The following is a 19021-nucleotide window of genomic DNA, read 5'->3' as shown; positions in this document are numbered from 1 at the left end:
AATCACCTCGCAAAGCGAATCACAGACAGCGGCCGCGTTGAATCCTCACGAGTCAGAAACTAAGGCCGTTGGTATTATTCCAGATTGTCATGCCCGCGCAGGCGGGAATCCAAACCCGGCTGCTCGCCCGGTCGCTGGATGCCCGCCTGCGCGGGCATGACAAAAAGGAACAATCGCTAAAGCCGGTCCTGGCGGCGCGAGATGATGAAGGACTCGTCCCAGAACCACAGGCCGCCATGCTTGTGCACGACCTCCTGCGTCGCTTCGAGATAGGCGTCGCTGGCCATCGCGCCGGCCAGCCGCCCGTCGTCGATCTGGGCGACGAAGATCGCCGCGTTCCACGCCGCCAGCAGCGTCGAGGTGCCCATATGGCTGCTGATCTCGTTGGGCAGCGTGTGCATGTCATAGCGGAACAGCGAGCGGGCGTCGGCATTGGCGTGGAAGGTGATGTCGCGCGCGTCCCTGCCGAGCTCGGCCTTCACGGCGCGCAGCAATCGATGGCGGTCGACGGCGAACGGGGTCTCGTCCGGCCAGACCTTGCGGACGATCTCCAGCCCCGGATCCTCGCCATGCGAATGGATGCCGAGCAGGCGGCCGCCGGGCCTGAGCGCGCGCACCAGGGGCGCGATCACGCGCCGCGCGCGGAAGTCGAGCGGGGCACGGGCGCGGTAGGGCTGCGAGGCGATGACGAGATCGTAGTCCGCCGTCGGCACGCCCTGGCGCGGCCGCACGGCATCGAGCAGGAATTTGTAATCGGCGCGGTAGATCACGAGCGCCACCGGCTTCTCATAGACCGGATTGCCCGAGCGCGGGCTGATCTGGGCGCCCCAGTTCTGCGACAGGAAGGGCTGGAGCTCGGCGATCTGGCGCTCGAAATCGTGCGCCGTGTCGCCGGTCAGCACCAACTCGTGCCACACCATGCTCTGCGCCGCCGCCACCGATCTCGGCGTCAGCCAAGGCGCCTCGGTGTAGTTCATGTTGGTCATGACGAGGCAGGTCGCGGGATGCTCGAAGAAGCGGTCGGGCATCTTCTCCAGCGTCAGCCGCATATCCTCAAGGCTGATCTCCTTGCCGACGATGTGAAACGGCACGGCGGGGAAGCGGTGATGCATGGCCCGCATGACGCGCGTCAGGATGGTGCCGTCGCCGACGCCGGCGTCGAACAGGCGGACCGCCGGCGGCTGGGGATGGATGTTGGCGAGCTCGCGGCTGACGCGGTCGGCGACGACCCATTTCTCGGAGCAGGTCGTGACGAACAACAGATATTTCTGGCGGTTGTCGTAGAGGCGGAATTTCGCGTCCGCGTCGCGGCCGGGCGGGTCCAGCGACATCCGCGGGACGCGGGCATGGCCGTTGGCATAGGCGGCGGGCTTGCGGCGCAGCGGCTGGTCGACCGTGCGCATGAAGACCTGCATGCGGTCGAGCGTCTCATGGGTGACGCGGCCGCCGGTGCGCAGGCGGCTCATCAGCTTGCCGTCGTTGATCGCGAGCCGGCCGAAAGTGGATTCGGCCAGGCCGTGCCTGCGGCAATAATCGGCTATCTCGTCGACAAGCGCCTGGCTTTCCAAGTCGCTGCCTCCCTCGCATTCCCCGGCGCGATTCGTATGCGCGACATACGAAATGGTCAAGTTACGGTTCGCCCACGCATGACGTGGGCAAGGTTGGGATCGCCGGCGGGCAGTCACGCTACCCGCCACAGAGCGCACTTTTTTACAATGTTTCGCGACTCGGGCCGCAGCGGGTCAGACGTCGCGTGGGGCTTGCCCACCACCTCGCCGCAGCGAGGCGTAAATTCGTATGTTGAACGTACAAATCCTAGGGCTCGATCGACTCGCCGGCGGCGCGGGCGCGCGCGACGAGATTGGCCTCGGTGGCGCCGACATGGCGGATCGCCAGCAGCATGCAGAGGATCAGGAACGGGATCACGGCGTAGACGCTGAGGATCGCGAAATGCAGATCGCCGGTCGCGTCGCTGACCAAGCCGACCGAATAGGGCCCGAGGCCGAGGCCGAACATCGACATGCCGAGGGTCAGCGCCGCCGCCGCGGTGCCGCGCATGCGCGGCAGGACCAGCTCCTGCGTCGCCGCCGCCATGCCGGCGATCCAGGCGGTGACGATGGTGCCCAGCACCAGCCACCAGGCCAGCATGATCTCCAGCGTCGGCGCGGAGAACATGAAGGGCGCGATCGGCACCGAGCCGATCATGCTGACGAGCGAGACATAGAGCCGGCCGCGCGGCGAGCGGCGGCGCGCCCAATCGGCGAGCACGCCGCCGAGGTAGGTGCCGATCAGCCCGGCCGAGGCCGCGACGACGCCCATCTCGAAGCCGACGCGGGCGAGCGACAGCTTGTAGGTCGTGACCGCGTAGAACGGCGCCCAGGACGTCAGGCCGTAATTGAGTACCATGTTGAGCGAGGCCGCCCCCATCAGGCCGAGCATGGCGGGGGATCGGAAGATCAGCGCGTAGGCCGGCGCGTCGCGGAGCCTAAGCGTCTGGGCCCAGGAGAACACGCCGTAGAGCCCGATGCCGAGCGCGGTCCATTGCACGGTGTGGCCGGTGATCTGAAAGCCGCCGATATCGAACAGCACATGGCGCTTGGCGGCGGGCACGATGCCGTTGGTGAAGACGATGAGCCCTGCGGCGCAGAGGACGATCGCGGCGAGCACGAGCAGATGCACGGCCCAGACGCGGCGCGTCGCCTTGTGGACGATGAGGTTTACCAGCGTCAGCGGCGGCAGGATGGCGAGAAGTTCGGACAGGAAGACCGGGAACGGCTTTCGGGTTTCGGTCTGGACCAGGCCGTCGGCGAGGCCGCGCTGGGGTTCGCGCACGAACCACAGAAGCGCGGCGACGAGGAAGCCGGGCAAGCCGACGATGACGAAGGCCGCCTGCCAGGCCTTCAGGCCGAGCGGCGCGCCGCCGGCGCCGAACCAGCCCTGCCACAGATCGACGATGCTGCCGCCGAACCACAGCGAGCCGCCGAGGCCGAAGGAGACGCCGCAGGAATAGAGCGCGATGGCGGTGGCGCGCTGCTCCTTGGGGAAATAGTCGGAGAGCAGCGAATAGGTCGCCGAATTGGCGGTCGCCTCGCCGACGCCCACGCCCATGCGCGCGATGACGAGCTGGGTGAGGTTGGCGGCGAAGCCGCTGAACATGGTCATCGCCGACCAGCCGATGAGGCCCAGCGCCATCAGCCTTCCGCGCAGCCACACATCCGAGACCCGGCCCAGTGGGATGCCGAACAGCGAATAGAACACCGCGAAAGTCGTGCCGTAGAGAAGGCCGATCTCCGCGTCGGAGAGCCCCAGATCCGCCTTGATGGGTCCGGCCAGGATGGTGAGGATCTGCCGGTCGAGCAGGCTGAGCGCCAGCGCCGCCGTCAGGACGGCCAGCACATACCAGCGGTACCGGCCGGCGGGCTTCGCCGCCGGACTATCGCCCGGCTCGTTGGACGCCATCGTTTTCCCCCCTCGAACGGCTACGCCCGGGCGGCGCGGCCGCCGCGCATTCCGCTACGTTATGCAGACCCGCAAACGGCCGCACCCGCCGCGCTTGATGCGCTGCAGCGGACCCGACGCCGGCCGCGCCGCGCCCCCATCGCGCATTGCGTCCGGCGGGGCCGTTCCTGTAAGAGCGAAGGCATCGCCCACAAGCCGAAACAGAGAGCTTCCCAAGACCGCGATGCTGACAAAAGGAACGCCCGCTTCGCGCGTCCGCAAGACACCTGACGGCGTACCGGCCGGCAAGGTCGACCGCGCCAACCTGGACAGCCTGGTCGGCTTTCGCATGCGGATGGCCTATGTCGCGATCTCGCGGCGCTTCGCCTCGATCATGGCCAAGCTCGACCTGACCCAGAAGCAGACCGGCGTGCTGTGGATGATCGGCGCCAATGGCGGCATCTCGCAGGTGACGCTCGCCAGCGAGCTCGGCATGGACCGCGCCTCGATGATGGCCATCATCGACCGGCTGGCCGACCGCCAGCTCCTGATCCGCGAGCGCTCCAGCAGTGACGGCCGCCGCCAGGAGCTCTACCTCACGCCGAAGGGCCAGAAGGTCCTGGCGCTGTCGAAGGCGGCGGTCGCGGAGCACGAGAAGTGGATCGCGGACAACGTCGGCAAGGACGACATCGCCGATCTTCTGGGCCTGCTGCGGCGCATCGATCGCTAGGGACATCGCCGTCCGATCAGTGGAGCTTGGCTTTGGCTACGGTCTCACGACGAAATTCCTCGATGGCGAGCCGCTTGGGATCGACCGGCCCTTCCGGCAGCTCCGACAGGATGTCGTTGAAGATTTCGCGCAATTCGTCCCGGAATTCGGGATGCGGGAAGATGTGGAGGTCGTTGCGCCGGATTCCGGCCAGCACCTTCTCGCCGACCTCGACCGGATTCATCCCGGCCTTGTTGATGTCGGGAAGAAGGCTCATGAATTCCTCGTCGATCGGACCCTTGTTCCGCGACAGGCTCTCGGGCCGCACCTTGTCGCTCTCATGGATCGCGGTGTCGACGAGGCCCGGGCACAGGACCGACACGCCGATATTGTGGGGCGCGAGACTCCAGCGCAGGCTTTCGCTCAAGCCCCGCACCGCGAATTTCGACGCGGTATAGATGCCCGCGGCGGGACCGGTGATGAACGACGCCATCGAGGCGGTGTTGACCACCTGGCCGCCCTCGCCGTGCTTCTTGATGCGCGGCACGAAGGTGCGCACGCCGTTGATCACGCCGCCGAGATTGACGCCCATCACCCAATCCCAGTCGTCATAGGTGCATTCGTCCATCGGCGCGAACAGATTGATGCCGGCATTGTTGCAGACGACATGGAGGTTTCCGAAGACGCGTTCGGCCTCGTCGGCGGCCGCCGCCATCGCGGCGCGGTCGGTCACGTCGAGCCGGATGGGATGGACGCGCAGATTGGTGTTGTCGAACTGCGCCATCGCCCGGTCGAGATGATCCTGGCGGATGTCGGCGATCACCACCTTCATCCCGGCGCCGGCGAACACTTTCGCCATGCCGAGGCCGATGCCGCTGGCGCCGCCGGTGATGAACGCGGTCTTGCCCTCGATGTCTCTCATCGCTCGCGCGCCTCCGTGCCGCCCCCGCGTCACGGCGGTCCCGGCAGAGCTTCGTGCCACGGTTGCAGCGCTACTCCACCAACTGCGCACTAAAAGGCGCCGTTGCAGGAAAACCGGAGAGGCCGCGCGAACCGAGCGTTGGCGCACCGCGCGACGCCTGCTAACGATGGTGCGCGCGGCCAATTCGCAGCCGCACAGAACGAGCGACAGATGACCTTCGTGCTTTTCTTTCGCGAGATCGGCCTCGGCGACCGCCTGTCGGTCGGCGGCAAGGGCGCGAATCTGGGCGAGCTGACGCGCGCCGGCATCGCGCCGCCGCCGGGCTTCGTCGTCGCGACCTCCGCCTTCGAGCGGTTCATGGCCGCGACCGGCGCCGGCGAAGACGTGCGACGCGCCCTGGCGAAGCTTCAACCCGACGATCTTGTCGCCATCGATGCCGCGAGCCGCGCGATCCGCGAACGGATCGAAGCGGCGCGCTTTCCCGAGGACGTCGAAAGCGCCGTCGCCGCGGCGCATGCCGCGCTGTGCGCCGGCGATCCGTCGCTGCCGCTCGCGGTGCGCTCGAGCGCGACGAGCGAGGACGGCGAGGATGCGAGCTTCGCGGGGCTGCAGGACACCTATCTTTGGCTGCGCGGGCCCGATAGCGTGCTGGCGCATGTGCGCCGCTGCTGGGCCAGCCTCTACAGCGTCGAGTCGCTCAACTACCGCCTGCGGCTGAAGCTGAGCGAAGATGGCCTGGCGATGGGCGTGGTCGTGCAGGCGATGGTGGATTCGCGCTGCTCCGGCGTGATGTTCACCCGCAGCCCGACGACCGGCGACCGCTCCGTCATCGTGATCGAGGGCGCCTATGGCCTGGGCTCGGCGATCGTCGGCGGCGAGGTCACGCCCGACAAGTACATCGTCAACAAGGTGACGGGCGAGATCGCCGGACGCGCGGTCGCGGACAAGGCGGTGCAGCACCTGCCCGATTTCGCCGCCGGCGGCGTGGTGGTGGCGGCGGTGCCCGATGCGGAGCGCCTGCAGCCCTGCCTCGCGGATGAAGAGATAACGGCGCTGGCGGAGATCGGCCGGCGGGTCGAGCGCCATTACGGCAAGCCGCAGGACATCGAATGGGCGGTGGCGCGCGGACCGAAGGCGGAGATATTCCTGCTGCAAAGCCGGCCCGAGACGGTGTGGAGCCGGCGCGACGCGCAGCCGGTCATCGCGCCCAAGGCGCGGGCGGTCGACCACGTCTTCGCCGCCTTCGCCGGCAAGCGCTGAGGCGGCGATGAACCTGACGCGCGAGGACGTAGCCGAGATCGTGGGGCTGCTGGATAAGTCGGCGTTCGACGAACTCAGGCTGGAGACCGACAAGTTCAAGCTCACTTTGCGCCGCGCGGGCGCGGGCGGCTGGACGCAGGAAAACGAAACGCGCGCCGCGGCGCCGGCGGATCCGGTGCTCGCGGTTGCAAAAGAGGCGGCCGCCGCGCTGGAGCCCGGCACCATCGCCATCAAGCCGCCGCTGATGGGCACGTTCTATCGCGCGCCCAAGCCGGGGGCGGCGCCCTTCGTCGAGGTCGGGTCGGTCGTCGCGCCGGACACCGCCATCGGCATCGTCGAGACGATGAAGCTGATGAATTCGGTGCCGGCGGGGGCGCGCGGCGTCATCGAGGCCATCCATGCGCAGAACGGCGAATTCGTCGAGCAGGACCGCGTCCTGATGATCCTGCGCCTTCAGCCATGATCCGGCGCATCCTGGTCGCCAATCGCGGCGAGATCGCGGTCAGGATCATCGAGACCTGCGCCAGGCTCGGCATCGAGACGGTGCTCGCGGCGTCGGCCGCCGATCTGGGCGCGGTTCCGGCGCGGCGCGCCGACCGCGTGGTGTGCGTCGGACCGGCGCCGTCGGCACAAAGCTATCTGAACGCAGACGCCATCGTCGCGGCGGCTATCGATACGCGGTGCGACGCCATCCATCCGGGGTATGGATTTCTCTCCGAGAGCATCGTGCTGGCGGCGAAGGCACGCGGCGCGGGGATCGTCTTCATCGGGCCGACCGAAGCGCAGCTTGCCGGCGTCGGCGACAAGCTGCGGGCGCGCGAGCTGGCGGTGGCGGCGGGGTTGCCGGTGGTGCCGGGCGGCGCGGCGGGGAGCGTCGAAGAGGCGGAGGCCATCGTGGCGCGGATCGGCTGTCCGATCCTGATCAAGGCGGTGGGCGGCGGCGGCGGGCGCGGCATGAAGCTGCTGCTGGACCCGAAGGACGCGCGCGCGACGATCGCGCTGGCGGCGGCGGAGGCCGAAGCGGCGTTCGCGGACGGCCGGGTCTATCTCGAACGCTTCGTGGCGCGCGGCCGGCATGTCGAGGTGCAGCTTGTCGGCGACGGCGAGACCGTCGTCCATCTCGGCGACCGCGACTGCTCGATCCAGCGGCGCTACCAGAAGATGGTCGAGGAAGCGCCGGCGCCGGACCTGGACGACGGGTTGCGCGGGCGGCTGCACGCGGCGGCGGTGGCGTTCGGGCGGGCGCTGGCCTATCGCGGACTGGGCACGGTGGAATTCCTGGTCGACGCCGAGCGCGGCGAATTCTATTTTCTGGAGATGAATGCGCGCATCCAGGTGGAGCATCCGGTCACCGAGGCGATCACGGGACTCGATCTCGTCGCCGAGCAGATCGCGATAGCGGACGGGCGACCGCTGCGTCTCGCGCAGGAGGACGTCGCGTTCGTGGGGCACGCCATCGAATTCCGCATCAACGCGGAAGATTGCCTGCGCGACTTCCGGCCCAGCCCGGGCACGGTCACGCGCGCGGTGTTTCCCGTGGGCGACGGCGTGCGCGTCGACACCCATGTCGAGGCCGGATCGGCGATCCCGCCATTCTACGACTCGCTGGTGGCGAAGGTCGTCGTGCACGGGCGCGACCGCGCGGAGGCGCTGGCGCGCGCGGGCCGCGCGCTGGCGGATTGCCGGATCGAGGGCATCGCGACCAACCTCGACATGCATCGCGCGCTGCTGGCGGATGCGGAATTCCGCCGCGGCGGCGTCGACACCGCCTATTTCCCGCGCTTCTGGCGCACATGATCGCCGGCGTCATCCTGGCGGGCGGCGCCGGCAGCCGGATCGGCGGCGACAAGGCGCTGGTGCCGTTTCGCGGGCGGACGCTGATCGACGCGGCGATCGCGCGGGTGCGGGGCCAGGTCGGCGAATTGGCGCTGAGCGTTCCAACGGCAGGGCTCGAGGCTTATCGGGCGCACCTGGGCACGCGGTTTCCGCTGCTGGTCGACTCGCTTCCGGGCGGCACCGGACCGCTCGCCGGCGTGGTGAGGGGACTGGAATGGGCGCGCGGGACGGCCGAGTGGCTCGCGACCTTTCCGTGCGATACGCCGTTCCTGCCGGACGATCTCGTCGCGCAATTGATGCGCGATGCGGCCGGCGCGCCGGTCGCGGCGCGGAGCGAAGGGCGGATGCACGGCGTGTGCGCGGTGTGGCCGGTGTCGTGCCTGGAGCGGCTGCGCGCGGGCGTCGTGGAGGGACAGTGGCGCAGCCTGCATGGCGCGCTCGACCAACTCGGCGGCGCGGTTTACGACGTCGCTTGCGAAGAGGGCGCGTTCTTCAACGTCAACACGCCGGAGGATCTGGCGCAGGCGGAAGCGATGGCAGGCAGCCGTTAGCTACCCGTCGATCAGCGGCAAGGCCTTGCGGACGAGCGGGTTGAGCTTGCTGTCGTCTTGGCTGGCGAGGCGCAGGAAATCGCTGCGCATCCTGGGATCCCAGAATTTCCGGATGTGGTCGCCGATGCCGGAGACGGCGCGGGCCTCGCCCTGGGCCGCGAAGAAGGCCGCGATCTGGTTGGCCATGTAGACCAGCTTCTCGTCAGGCGACATGCGCGGCCGTCCTGATCCGTCGCGCATGCGTGAAGACCTCGAAACCGTCGTCGCGCGCGATGGCCGCGAGCGTGATGTTCGCCGCCTCCGCCGTCTCGAGCGCCAGCGCGGTCGGCACCGAGATCGCCACCAGCACGGGGCAGCCGATCTTCGCCGTCTTCTGGACGAGTTCGATGGAGACGCGGCTGGTCAGCACGATGAAGCCGTCGCCGGGGGCGATGTCGGCGCGGAGCAGCGCGCCGATCAGCTTGTCCAGCGCGTTGTGGCGTCCGACGTCCTCGCGCACGGCGAGGAAACGATGGGCCGACGGCGACCAGAAGCCGGCGGCATGGACGCCGCGGGTTTCGTCGTTGAGTGGCTGGTGCTCGCGCAGCGCGGCCAGGGCGCGGAAAATCTCGGCGGTCTCGACCTGGAGTTCGGCGCGGACCGGCGGCGGCGGCGCGGTCGCCGCGGCGAGGCTTTCGATGCCGCAGAGGCCGCAGCCGGCGGGGCCCGCCATGCGGCGGCGGCGCGCCTCGGCCAGATCCGCGCGTTCGCCGGTCAGCGACATGCGCAGCTCGACGCCGCTGGGCAGATCGACGATCTCGAGCTCCTCGATCTCGGCGGGCGCGTCGGCGAGCCGTTCGGTGAAGGAAAAACCGACCGCGAAATCCTCCAGGTCGGCCGGCGTGGCCAGCATGACCGCGTGGGTCTGGCGGCCATAGGTGAAGGCGACCGGCGTTTCCTGCGGCAGCGCGCGCGTGCCCGTGCTTTCGTCCGTGCGGCCGATGCGGCTGCGGCGGGCGCGCATGGCGGGCGGCTTTGTGCCGGTCGCGGCTTCTTTCGCGGTCATCGCCGAAATATCGCACAAATCCGGGCGCGATGTCATTTGCACCGACGCGCGAGAATTCGCTGGCAGTCGGTATTTCATTCCTCGGGGCGGCGGTGGGAGACGGCGGATCGCCCTACCCTTTTCGCCGGCAGTGCCGGAGCAACGGCGCGTCCAGGGAGGACATCGTGACCGACAAGAAAATCCGCCGCATCGCGACGGAAGAGGCGTGGAGCATTCCCGAACACATGGCGGCGATCCTGGCGCTGACAAAAAGCACCTGGGACGATCTCGACCTGCGGCTGCCGCGGCGGTCGGCGGTGCCCGGGAGCCCGCTGTACAACGGCCTCATTGACGACAGGCAGCGGCTGGAGAGCATGGATGCCGACGGCGTGTCGATGCATCTGCTGTCGCTGACCTCGCCGGGCGTGCAGATGTTCGACGCCGACACGGCGGTCGGCATGGCAACGCTGGCCAATGACCGCATGGCCGAGGCCATCGTGCGCCATCCGACCCGCTTTGCCGGCCTCGCGTCCTTCGCGCCGCAGGACCCGAAGCGCGCCGTGATCGAGATGGAGCGGGCGATCAACAAATTGAAGCTCAACGGCTTCATCCTGAACTCGCACACCAATGGCGAGTACCTCGACAATCCGAAATATTGGCCGATCCTGGAAGCGGCCGAGGCGCTGGACCGCGCGATTTATATCCATCCGCGCTGTCCGTCCAAGCACATGGCGGCGCTCTACGGCGATTACGGCATGTACACCGCACTGTGGGGCTTCCAGGCCGAGGTCTCGGTCCATTGCATGCGGATGATCCTGTGCGGGCTGTTCGAGCGATTCCCCAGGCTCAAGATCGTCATCGGCCATATGGGCGAGAGCATCCCCTACAACATCTGGCGCAACGACTATATCTACGGGCTGCACAAGGCGTGGGGCGACGTGCCGGGCAACGAGAAGCCGGGCGACGTGTTCAAGCGGAATTTCTGGATCACGACCAGCGGGGTGGAGCACACGCCGGCGCTGAAATACTGCATCGAGGTCTTGGGCGCGGACCGGGTGATGTGGGCGATCGACTATCCCTACCAAGTGTCGCCGCCGGCGGTGGCATGGATGAACGCGGCGGAGATTTCCGACGCGGACCGGGAGAAGATCTTCCACGGGAATGCGGAGAAGGTGTTTCACATTCCGGCGTGAGGTGCCTGCACCCCTGCTCAATTGTCATGGCCCGCGAATGCGGACCGCCCAGGTGACGTCTTGCAGTACAGATGTCACCTGGGTCCGCCGCATTCGCGGCGGATGACAATCTTTCGTTACGCCGCCGACGGCATCCGGCTCTTGTCGATCGGGAGCGCGCCGTGGAAGTTGAGTTCGACCTGCAATCCGTCGGGGTCGTGGACGAAGACCTGCAGCAGGCCGATCTCCCACACCTTGTTCTCTTCGTAAGCGATGTCGGCGCGGCGGAGCTTGCCCAGGACGTCGTCGGGGTTCTCGCTCTTGAAGGCGATGTGGTCGAGGCGGCCAGTCTGCACCTTGGGGCGGTCCGCCGCCTCCTTCTTCATCAGATGGACCACCGGCACGCCGCCGCAATAGAGCCAGTGGCCGGGGAAGCTCATCTGCGGCCGGAATTCCTCGGTCAGGCCGAGCATGTCGACGTAGAAGTCGCGCGTGACCGTCAGGTCGGCGCATTCGAGCGTGTAGTGTTCGAGCATCACGGCGGGCATGGCGTCACTCCGGCGTTGATCGTTGCAAGTCTCCCGCGTCAGGACTTCGCGGTCAATTCGTCCAAGAGGCGTTCGAGGTCGGGTGTCTTCAAGAGGTCCTTGGCGATCCGGGCGCCCTCGCCGGCGGCCCAATCCTGGCGCTCGGCGGTGGGACGGCTGAGCAGCGGGGCGACGCCGGCCTCCTCCACCGTGCGGGCGACCTCGCGCATCTCCTCGGCGCGGCGGCGGCCATGCAGCAGGGCGCGGCTGATCATGTAGGCGGCCTGTTTGGGCCAGTCGGGATGCGGGATGGTGTCTTTCAGCGAGGCGAGCACATCGGCCTCCACGCCGTAATGGCGCGCGGCCAGCATGCTTTCGGTGAGCAGCGCTTCGAGGCCCTTGATCAACACGCTGCGGCACATCTTGACCGCCGAGGCCTGGCCGATCTCGTCCGCGTAGAACGTCAGGTCGAGATCGAAAGGCGCCATCGCGGCGATGAAGGCCTTCGCATGCGGGCCGCCGAGCAGCATGGGCGAACGGATTCCCTTGGGCGGGATGGATGACATCACCGCGGATTCGACGTAGCGGCCGCGCGCGCCCTCGATGATGGCGGCGGCGGCGCGCTTGGTGCCGGGCGAGACCGAGTTCACGTCCCAGTAGAAGGCTCCGGGCGCGAGCGCGGACGCCACGGCATTCGCGACGGCGATATCGGAGCCGGCCGTGACGGCCGAAAGCACAAGATCGGCGCCTGCAACAGCCTGGGCGGCAGATGCGCATGTCTTCCAAGGGCCAGCGGCAGCCTTGGATGGGATGCTGGCGGGATCGGCGAAGAGGATGTCGAACAGGCGGATATCGGTCAGGCCGGCGGCATGAAATTGCCTGGCGAAGGTCTGGCCGACTTCGCCGAAGCCGATGATCGCCATGCTTCTGGGTGCGGTCATGACTCGGTGTCGATCTCGGCTTCGGTCGCGGCGTTGTAGCGCCGGCCGTGGACGGTGCGGGCGTTGATCAGCGCGTCGAGGCGGGCGAACGTCGCCGCGTCGAGCGCGAGGTCGCGCGCGGCGAAATCCTCTTGCAGATGTGCGAGACTGGTGGTGCCAGGGATCGCGATGACGTGTTCGCCGCGCGACAGCACCCAGGCGAGCGATAGCTGGGCCGGGGTGCAATCCTTCTCGCGCGCGATTGTCGCGAGGCCTTCGAGCAGTTTCAAATTGGCCGCGAAATTCTCGCCCTGGAAGCGCGGCATGGCGCGGCGGATGTCCTTTTCCTGGAGCGCGCCGGCGTCGCGCAGGCCGCCGGCGAGGAAGCCGCGGCCGACGGGGCTGAAGGCGACGAAGGCGGTGCCCAATTCCTTGCAGGCGGCGAGGGTCGCGATCTCCGGGTTGCGGGTCCACAGGGAATATTCGCTTTGCAGCGCGGTGACGGGATGCACGGCATGCGCTTTGCGCAATGTCGGGGCGGAGACTTCGGAGAGGCCGATGGTCTTGATCTTGCCAGCGCGGATCAGATCGGCGAGCGCGCCGACGCTTTCCTCGATCGGCACCCGCTTGTCCCAGCGGTGCAGGTAATAGAGGTCGATGACGTCGGTCTGGAGGCGCGACAGGCTTTCGTCGCAGGTCTTCTTGATCTCCTCCGGGCGGCCGTTGATCTCGCGCACGCCCTGGGTGTTGCGGGAGATGCCGCATTTGCTGGCGAGGACGTATTCGCCGCGCCGTTCCTTCAAGACGTTGCCGATCAGCGTCTCGTTGGCGCCGAAGCCGTAGAGCGCCGCGGTGTCGAGGAAGGTGCAGCCCATGTCGAGCGCGCCGTGCAGCACCTTGGCGGCGGTCTGCGCATCCGGCGGCGAGCCATAGGCGTGGCTGAGCGACATGCAGCCGAGGCCGACGGCCGGCACGGAGAAGGGACCGAGCTTGCGCGTCATTGCGGCAGGCTCAGGCTCTTTTCGAGGCGGTCGAGCGTCTGCATCGCGGGCAGAACCTGCGCCACGCTGGCATTGGGCTCGCGGCCTTCCTTGATGGCGGCGAAGAATTCGCGGTCCTGCAGCTCGATGCCGTTCATCGAGACGGCGACGTGGCTGAGGTCGATGGGCTTCTCGTTGCCGTCCACCAAGTCGTCATAGCGCGCGATATAGGTGCCGTTGTCGCAGATGTAGCGGAAGAAGGTGCCGAGCGGTCCTTCGTTGTTGAACGACAGCGACAGGGTGCAGATCGCTCCGGACGGTGTCTTGAGCTGGATGCTCATGTCCATCGCGATGCCGAGCGTCGGATGGATCGGGCCTTCGACGGCGCGGGCGATCGTGACGGGCTCGCCGGTCTGGTACATGAAGAGATCGACGGTGTGACAGGCATGGTGCCAGAGCAGATGGTCGGTCCAGCTGCGCGGCTGGCCGAGCGCATTCATGTTGGTGCGGCGGAAGAAATAGGTCTGCACATTCATCTGCTGGATCTTGAGCTCGCCCTTCTCGATCCGTTTGTGCACCCATTGATGGCTGGGATTGAAGCGGCGGGTGTGGCCGCCCATGGCGATCAGGCCGGTCTCCTTCTGCACGCGCGCGAGGCGCTCGGAGTCCGCGAGATTGTCGGCGATGGGAATCTCGATCATCACATGCTTGCCGGCGCGCAGGCATTGCTCGCCCTGATCGGCATGCATTTGCGTGGGCGTGGTGAGGATCGCGGCCTCCACGCCGGGCTGCTTGAGGCTTTCGGCGAGGTCGGTGGTCCAGTGCGGGATGCCGAATTTCTCGGCGACCTGCTTGGTCGTTTCGGGCCGGCCGCCGGCGAGCGACACGACATCGATGCCGGGGATGTTGCGGATCGCTTCGAGATGCTTGACGCCGAAGGCGCCCTGCCCGGCCAGACAAATCTTCATAGACGTGCCTCTTTCAGAGTGCGATATCCTTGCAATTTGTCATTCCCGCGCAAGCGGGAATCCAGAGCAGCCTGCACGGCGGGACGGCCTGGATGCCCGCCTTCGCGGGCATGACAGTATTTTTGTCTAAGCCGCACTTTTCTTGGTCCGCTGCTCGTGGAATTCCTTCGTCTCGATGATGATGGTGCCGACGCCGGTGGACGAGGCGGGCACGTGGTAGAAGCGGTAGACCTCCTCCGCCGCCTCGCCCAGCGCGCCGCGCATGATCAGCCACATGACGAGCTCGATCGCCTCGTTGCCGGCCTCGCGCAGATATTCGATGGGCGGAATCCTGGCGAGTGCCTCGGGGTCCTTCGTCAATCCGTCGAGGAAGCGGGTGTCGAACGGCGTGTTGATCAGGCCGGCGCGCGGACCCTGGATCTGGTGCGACATGCCGCCGGTGCCGAAGATCACGACCTTCAGGTCCTCGTCCCAGCTCTCGACCGCTTTCTTGATCGCCTTGCCGAGATTGTAGCAGCGGTTGCCGGTGGGCGCCGGATACTGGATCACGTTGACCGCCAGCGGGATCACCCGGCACGGCCAGGCGGCGGGCTGGCCGAACAACAGGGTCAGCGGCACGGTCAGGCCGTGGTCGACCAGCATCTCGTTGACGATGGTCATGTCGAACTCGTCGAGCACCAGCGACTGCACGAGATGGGAAGCGAATTCGGGGTAGCCCTTCACGACCGGCACGGGGCGCGCGCCCCAGCCTTCGTCGGCGATGGGAAATTCCTCGGCGCAGCCGATGGCGAAGGTGGGGATGATCTTGAAGTCGAAGGCGTTGACATGGTCGTTGTAGACCATGATCACGACGTCCGGCTTGACCTCTTCCATCCATTTCTTGGCGGGCTCGTAGCCCTTGAACAGGGGCGCCCAATAGGGCTCGGCGGTCTTGCCGTTGTCGACGGCGGCGCCGATGGCGGGGGTGTGCGAAGTGCCGACGCCGGCGACGATCCTGGCCATCAGGCTTCTCCCCGCGCTTTCTTCGACCGCCAGCCTTCGACGGAGCGGCCGCCGGCGATCATCATGTCCATATATTGCTGCTGGGTCATGCCGGTCATCTCGGCGGCCATGTATTGATAGGAGTGCTCGTCGGTGAAGGCGAGCTTGGCCAGCGCATAGGAGACGCCGCCGAGCGCCAGCAGCGTGTTCCAGTCGCGCCTCATCACCGCCTGGCGCTGGTCTTCCGTCATCGGGAATTTCATCAGATAGCCGTGCTCGTTGGCGCGAAATTCCATGCGGTTGGCGGCGCTCATCAGCGAGTAGAGGAACTGGTTCAGGTGATAGCCCCTGCGCGCGCGCTGGGCGTCGAACACCACGGTGCCGGGGATGTCTTCGTATTCTTCGGTCTTGGTCACCAGTAGAGCCTCATCGGATTGTCGACCAGGAGGGCCTTCTGCAGAGCCGGCGTCGGGGCGATCTTGGCGAGCGAGTCGACCAGAACGCCGTCATCGGGCATGTGCGATTTCATGTTGGGATGCGGCCAGTCCGTACCCCACAAGACGCGGTCGGGGAAACGCTCCACCAGATAAGAGCTGAACGGGATGACGTCGTCATAGGGCGGGCCCTTGAGCGTCACGCGCTCCTCGCCGCTCACCTTGGTCCAGAAATTGGGATTGTCCTCCAAAAGGCGGACGAAGCGCTGGAAGTCGGGACCGTCGACCGGCTTGGAGACGTCGGGACGGCCCATATGGTCGATCACCACCGTGGTGGGCAGCGATTTGAGGAAGGGCGTCAGGTCTTCCATGTCGGGCGCTTCGAAATAGACCACGATGTGCCAGCCGAGCCCGGCGACACGCTCGGCGATCCTGGCGAAGACGTCGCGCGGGGCCGAATCCACGAGGCGACGGAGGAAGTTGAAGCGCACACCGCGCACGCCGGCCTCGTCCATCGTCTTGAGGGCGTCGTCGGTGACGTCGCCTCCGACCACCGCGACGCCGCGCGCCAGGCCGCCCGCGCTCTTCAGCGCATCGACCATCGCGTCGTTGGTCTTGCCGTGGCAGCTCGCCTGCACGATCACGTTGCGGGAAAATCCCAGGAAACCGCGTAGCGCGAAGAGCTTTTCCTTCGGCGCGTCGCAGGGCGTGTATTTCCGCTCGGGCGCGTAGGGGAATTCGGCGGCCGGACCGAAGACGTGGCAATGCGCGTCGACCGCGCCGGGCGGCGGCCGGAAGGACGGCCTGGTCGGATTGGGGCAGAACGGCAGATAATCGGGGTCCATGGCAGCCTCTGTTACCTCCCGCGGAGCATTGCCACCCCACTGTGGGCGAAGCTCTACCCCGCCGCCCGCGCAAGCGCGGCGCCGAGCCGCGGATAGACGCGCCGTGCATTGCCTTCGAACAGCTGCGCGCGGACCTCGTCGCTCAGGGCCAGCGCGTCAAAGTAACGCTTGGTGTCGTCGAAATACTGGCCGGTTTCCGGATCGATGCCGCGCACCGCGCCCACCATCTCCGAGCCGAACAGGATGTTCTCCAGCGGGATCACCTTGAGCAGGAGCTCGATGCCCGGCTTGTGATAGACGCAGGTGTCGAAGAACACGTTCTTCATCACATGCTCGGCCAGCGGCGGACGTTTCAGCATGTCGGCGAGGCCCCGGTAGCGGCCCCAGTGATAGGGCACCGCGCCGCCGCCATGCGGGATGACGAAGCGCAACGTCGGGAAGTCCTTGAACAGATCGCCCTCGATGAACTGCATGAAGGCGGTCGTATCGGCGTTGATGTAATAGGCGCCGGTGGCGTGCAGGCCGGGATGGCACGAGCCTGAGACATGGATCATCGCCGGCACGTCCAGCTCGACCATCTTCTCGTAGAGCGGATACCAGTGCCGGTCGGTCAGCGGCGGCGAGGTCCAATAGCCGCCCGACGGATCGGGATTGAGATTGCAGCCGATGAAGCCCAGCTCCTTCACGCAGCGCTCGAGCTCGGCGGCGCTGTTGGCGGGCGGCACGCCGGGCGACTGCGGCAACTGGCAGACGCCGACGAAATTCTCGGGATAGAGGCCGCAGACCCGCCCGATCAGATCGTTGCACAGGCGCGACCAGACCTTGCTGGTCTCCTCATTGCCGATGTGATGCGCCATGGCCGAGGCGCGCGGGCTGAAGATCGTCACGTCGGTGCCGCGGGCGCGCTGGAGCTTGAGCTGGGCGCCCTCCAGGCTGTCGCGGATCTGGTCGTCGCTGATCTTCGGCAATTCCTTGGGCGCCGCCGCCGGGTCCTTCAGGGCCGCGATCTGTGCCTGACGGAAGGCGTCGTGCGGCGCCGGCGCGGTGGTGTAATGGCCGTGGCAGTCGATGATCATATGCGGACCCGGATTCGTTCCCGCGCGAGATTAGCAAAAGCGGCGGCGCAGAAGCCACCCCGCTCGCATCGCTGCGGTCACTGATCGGGATCAAGGCGGCCGCAGAAATCTTCGCTTAGCGTTTCACGGAATTTTCCGGAGGCCATGCATGACCGTCGCGACAAGCCATGACATCGCGGGAACGACGCTGTTCGACGGCGCCATGGCGCAGAAGGGCTATGCCCTCAACCGGATGTGCTTTTCCTTCAACGATGCGGCGAACCGCGCGGCGTTCCTGAAGGACGAGGACGCCTATTGCGCGAAATTCGGCCTGGGCGAGGAGCAGCGCGCGGCCGTGCGCCGGCGCAGCGTGCTGGAGATGATCGCCGCGGGCGGCAACATCTACTATCTGGCGAAGCTCGCCGGGATATTCGGTTTCAACGTGCAGGACGTGGGCGCGCAGCAGACCGGCGTCAGCGTCGAGGCGTTCAAGGCCAGGCTGGCGGCGGCGGGGAGATAATCATGGCGAGAATCATCGGCGGGCTCGGCACCTCCCACGTTCCGGCGATCGGCGCGGCGATCGCCGCCGGCCGGCAGCAGGAGCCGTACTGGAAGCCGTTCTTCGACGGCTATGAGGCGGTGCGCGCCTGGCTGGGCCGCGAGCGGCCGGATGTGGTCGTGGCGTTCTACAACGACCACGGGCTCAATTTCTTCCTCGACAAGATGCCGACCTTCGCGGTGGGCGCGGCGGCGCAATACCGCAACGCCGACGAAGGCTGGGGCCTGCCGGCGCAGAAGCCGTTCCGCGGCGATCCCGGACTTTCCTGGCACCTGATCGAGGCGCTGGTCGCCGACGAATTCGACGTCACGACCTGCCAGGAGATGGCGGTCGATCACGCCTTCACCGTGCCGATGTCGCTGATGTGGCCGGGCGGCGCGGACTGGCCGGTCCGGGTCGTGCCGATCGCGATCAACACCGTGCAGCATCCCCTGCCCTCGCCGGCGCGCTGCTTCAAGCTCGGCCGCGCCGTCGGGCGCGCGATCGAGAGCTATGAGGAGGACACCAACGTGCTCGTCGTGGGCAGCGGCGGGCTTTCGCACCAGCTCGACGGCGCGCGGGCGGGCTTCATCAACAAGCCGTTCGATCTGATGTGCCTGGAGAAGCTGCAGAGCGATCCCGAGATGCTGGCGCGCTATTCGATCGCGGAACTGGTCGAGCTGGCCGGCACCCAGGGCGTCGAGCTGGTCAACTGGCTGGCGATGCGCGGCGCGCTGAACGGCGAGGTTTCGAAAATCCACGGCAACTATCACATCCCGATCTCAAACACGGCGTCGGGCGTTCTTTTGCTGGAAAACCGGCCTCTTTCGGCCATCGCGGCCTAGAAAGTTCCCACCACAA

General features: G+C 67.2%; 21 protein-coding genes. 8 read left to right on the top strand and 13 right to left on the bottom strand.

Annotated features, from left to right (window positions below; all coding sequences use genetic code 11):
- Positions 1-176: 176 nt before the first annotated feature.
- Together WDN01_03485 and WDN01_03480 are read right to left on the bottom strand one after the other, a co-directional pair.
- The gene (locus tag WDN01_03485; GenBank protein MEJ0025070.1) at positions 177-1568 is read right to left on the bottom strand and encodes a hypothetical protein; all 1392 of its coding nucleotides are present in this window, start codon (positions 1566-1568) and stop codon (positions 177-179) included.
- A 247-nt stretch (positions 1569-1815) separates the two neighbouring features.
- A complete protein-coding gene (locus tag WDN01_03480; protein MEJ0025069.1) occupies positions 1816-3459 on the bottom strand; it encodes an MFS transporter in 1644 nt (547 codons plus the stop codon).
- A gap of 223 nt (positions 3460-3682) precedes the next feature.
- Here WDN01_03480 and WDN01_03475 point away from each other — a divergent pair, with 223 nt between their 5' ends.
- Positions 3683-4168 carry a MarR family transcriptional regulator gene (locus WDN01_03475; GenBank protein ID MEJ0025068.1) on the top strand — a complete coding sequence of 162 codons (486 nt, stop codon included), beginning with the start codon at positions 3683-3685 and terminating at the stop codon, positions 4166-4168.
- A gap of 16 nt (positions 4169-4184) precedes the next feature.
- Here the strand turns inward: WDN01_03475 and WDN01_03470 are convergent, their stop codons facing one another.
- Complete coding sequence (locus WDN01_03470; GenBank protein ID MEJ0025067.1) at positions 4185-5069, bottom strand: SDR family NAD(P)-dependent oxidoreductase; 885 nt, start codon at positions 5067-5069, stop codon at positions 4185-4187.
- Positions 5070-5279: 210 nt separating this feature from the next.
- Between WDN01_03470 and WDN01_03465 the strand changes: the two genes are divergently transcribed.
- From WDN01_03465 to mobA, 4 genes are read left to right on the top strand one after another with little or no spacing between them, the layout of a single operon-like run.
- A complete protein-coding gene (locus WDN01_03465) occupies positions 5280-6329 on the top strand; it encodes a PEP/pyruvate-binding domain-containing protein (GenBank protein ID MEJ0025066.1) in 1050 nt (349 codons plus the stop codon).
- 7 nt (positions 6330-6336) lie between these two features.
- A complete protein-coding gene (locus tag WDN01_03460; protein ID MEJ0025065.1) occupies positions 6337-6792 on the top strand; it encodes a biotin/lipoyl-containing protein in 456 nt (151 codons plus the stop codon).
- Positions 6789-8126 carry a biotin carboxylase N-terminal domain-containing protein gene (locus WDN01_03455; protein ID MEJ0025064.1) on the top strand — a complete coding sequence of 446 codons (1338 nt, stop codon included), beginning with the start codon at positions 6789-6791 and terminating at the stop codon, positions 8124-8126. Before WDN01_03460 ends, WDN01_03455 begins: the two co-directional genes overlap by 4 nt.
- Positions 8123-8716, top strand: coding sequence for a molybdenum cofactor guanylyltransferase MobA (mobA, locus tag WDN01_03450; GenBank protein MEJ0025063.1), 594 nt, complete (start codon positions 8123-8125; stop codon positions 8714-8716). The genes WDN01_03455 and mobA overlap by 4 nt, the downstream gene beginning before the upstream one ends.
- On the opposite strand, the gene WDN01_03445 is transcribed toward mobA, so the two are convergent.
- Positions 8717-8929 carry a formate dehydrogenase subunit delta gene (locus tag WDN01_03445; GenBank protein MEJ0025062.1) on the bottom strand — a complete coding sequence of 71 codons (213 nt, stop codon included), beginning with the start codon at positions 8927-8929 and terminating at the stop codon, positions 8717-8719.
- On the bottom strand, positions 8919-9761 hold the full coding sequence (fdhD, locus tag WDN01_03440; GenBank protein MEJ0025061.1) for a formate dehydrogenase accessory sulfurtransferase FdhD: 843 nt from the start codon (positions 9759-9761) through the stop codon (positions 8919-8921). The genes WDN01_03445 and fdhD overlap by 11 nt, the downstream gene beginning before the upstream one ends.
- A gap of 164 nt (positions 9762-9925) precedes the next feature.
- Between fdhD and WDN01_03435 the strand changes: the two genes are divergently transcribed.
- Positions 9926-10933 (top strand): amidohydrolase family protein, encoded by a 1008-nt coding sequence (locus tag WDN01_03435; protein ID MEJ0025060.1) that lies wholly within the window; start codon positions 9926-9928, stop codon positions 10931-10933.
- Positions 10934-11049: 116 nt separating this feature from the next.
- On the opposite strand, the gene WDN01_03430 is transcribed toward WDN01_03435, so the two are convergent.
- The 8 genes from WDN01_03430 to WDN01_03395 form a co-directional block, all read right to left on the bottom strand.
- Positions 11050-11460, bottom strand: coding sequence for a VOC family protein (locus WDN01_03430; protein ID MEJ0025059.1), 411 nt, complete (start codon positions 11458-11460; stop codon positions 11050-11052).
- A gap of 38 nt (positions 11461-11498) precedes the next feature.
- Complete coding sequence (locus tag WDN01_03425; protein MEJ0025058.1) at positions 11499-12380, bottom strand: DUF1932 domain-containing protein; 882 nt, start codon at positions 12378-12380, stop codon at positions 11499-11501.
- Positions 12377-13360 (bottom strand): aldo/keto reductase, encoded by a 984-nt coding sequence (locus tag WDN01_03420; protein MEJ0025057.1) that lies wholly within the window; start codon positions 13358-13360, stop codon positions 12377-12379. The genes WDN01_03425 and WDN01_03420 overlap by 4 nt, the downstream gene beginning before the upstream one ends.
- Complete coding sequence (locus WDN01_03415) at positions 13357-14307, bottom strand: Gfo/Idh/MocA family oxidoreductase (protein ID MEJ0025056.1); 951 nt, start codon at positions 14305-14307, stop codon at positions 13357-13359. Before WDN01_03415 ends, WDN01_03420 begins: the two co-directional genes overlap by 4 nt.
- A gap of 126 nt (positions 14308-14433) precedes the next feature.
- Positions 14434-15309, bottom strand: coding sequence for a class III extradiol dioxygenase subunit beta (locus WDN01_03410; GenBank protein ID MEJ0025055.1), 876 nt, complete (start codon positions 15307-15309; stop codon positions 14434-14436).
- Positions 15309-15704, bottom strand: a complete 396-nt coding sequence (gene ligA, locus WDN01_03405; protein MEJ0025054.1) for a protocatechuate 4,5-dioxygenase subunit alpha — start codon at positions 15702-15704, stop codon at positions 15309-15311. The genes WDN01_03410 and ligA overlap by 1 nt, the downstream gene beginning before the upstream one ends.
- Positions 15701-16567, bottom strand: coding sequence for an amidohydrolase family protein (locus tag WDN01_03400; protein ID MEJ0025053.1), 867 nt, complete (start codon positions 16565-16567; stop codon positions 15701-15703). The genes ligA and WDN01_03400 overlap by 4 nt, the downstream gene beginning before the upstream one ends.
- Positions 16568-16620: 53 nt before the next feature.
- Positions 16621-17643: an amidohydrolase family protein gene (locus WDN01_03395; protein ID MEJ0025052.1), complete on the bottom strand. Its 1023-nt coding sequence runs from the start codon at positions 17641-17643 to the stop codon at positions 16621-16623.
- Positions 17644-17791: 148 nt separating this feature from the next.
- Here WDN01_03395 and WDN01_03390 point away from each other — a divergent pair, with 148 nt between their 5' ends.
- Both WDN01_03390 and WDN01_03385 read left to right on the top strand, forming a co-directional pair.
- A complete protein-coding gene (locus WDN01_03390) occupies positions 17792-18142 on the top strand; it encodes a protocatechuate 4,5-dioxygenase subunit alpha (protein ID MEJ0025051.1) in 351 nt (116 codons plus the stop codon).
- Positions 18143-18144: 2 nt separating this feature from the next.
- Positions 18145-19005 (top strand): class III extradiol dioxygenase family protein, encoded by an 861-nt coding sequence (locus tag WDN01_03385; protein ID MEJ0025050.1) that lies wholly within the window; start codon positions 18145-18147, stop codon positions 19003-19005.
- The last annotated feature ends 16 nt before the right edge of the window (positions 19006-19021 follow it).

It is taken from the genome of Rhizomicrobium sp., from assembly GCA_037200985.1.
GTDB lineage: Bacteria > Pseudomonadota > Alphaproteobacteria > Micropepsales > Micropepsaceae > Rhizomicrobium.
The sequence above is the reverse complement of the archived record's forward strand: the minus strand, read 5'-3'. Positions and strand labels throughout refer to the sequence as shown.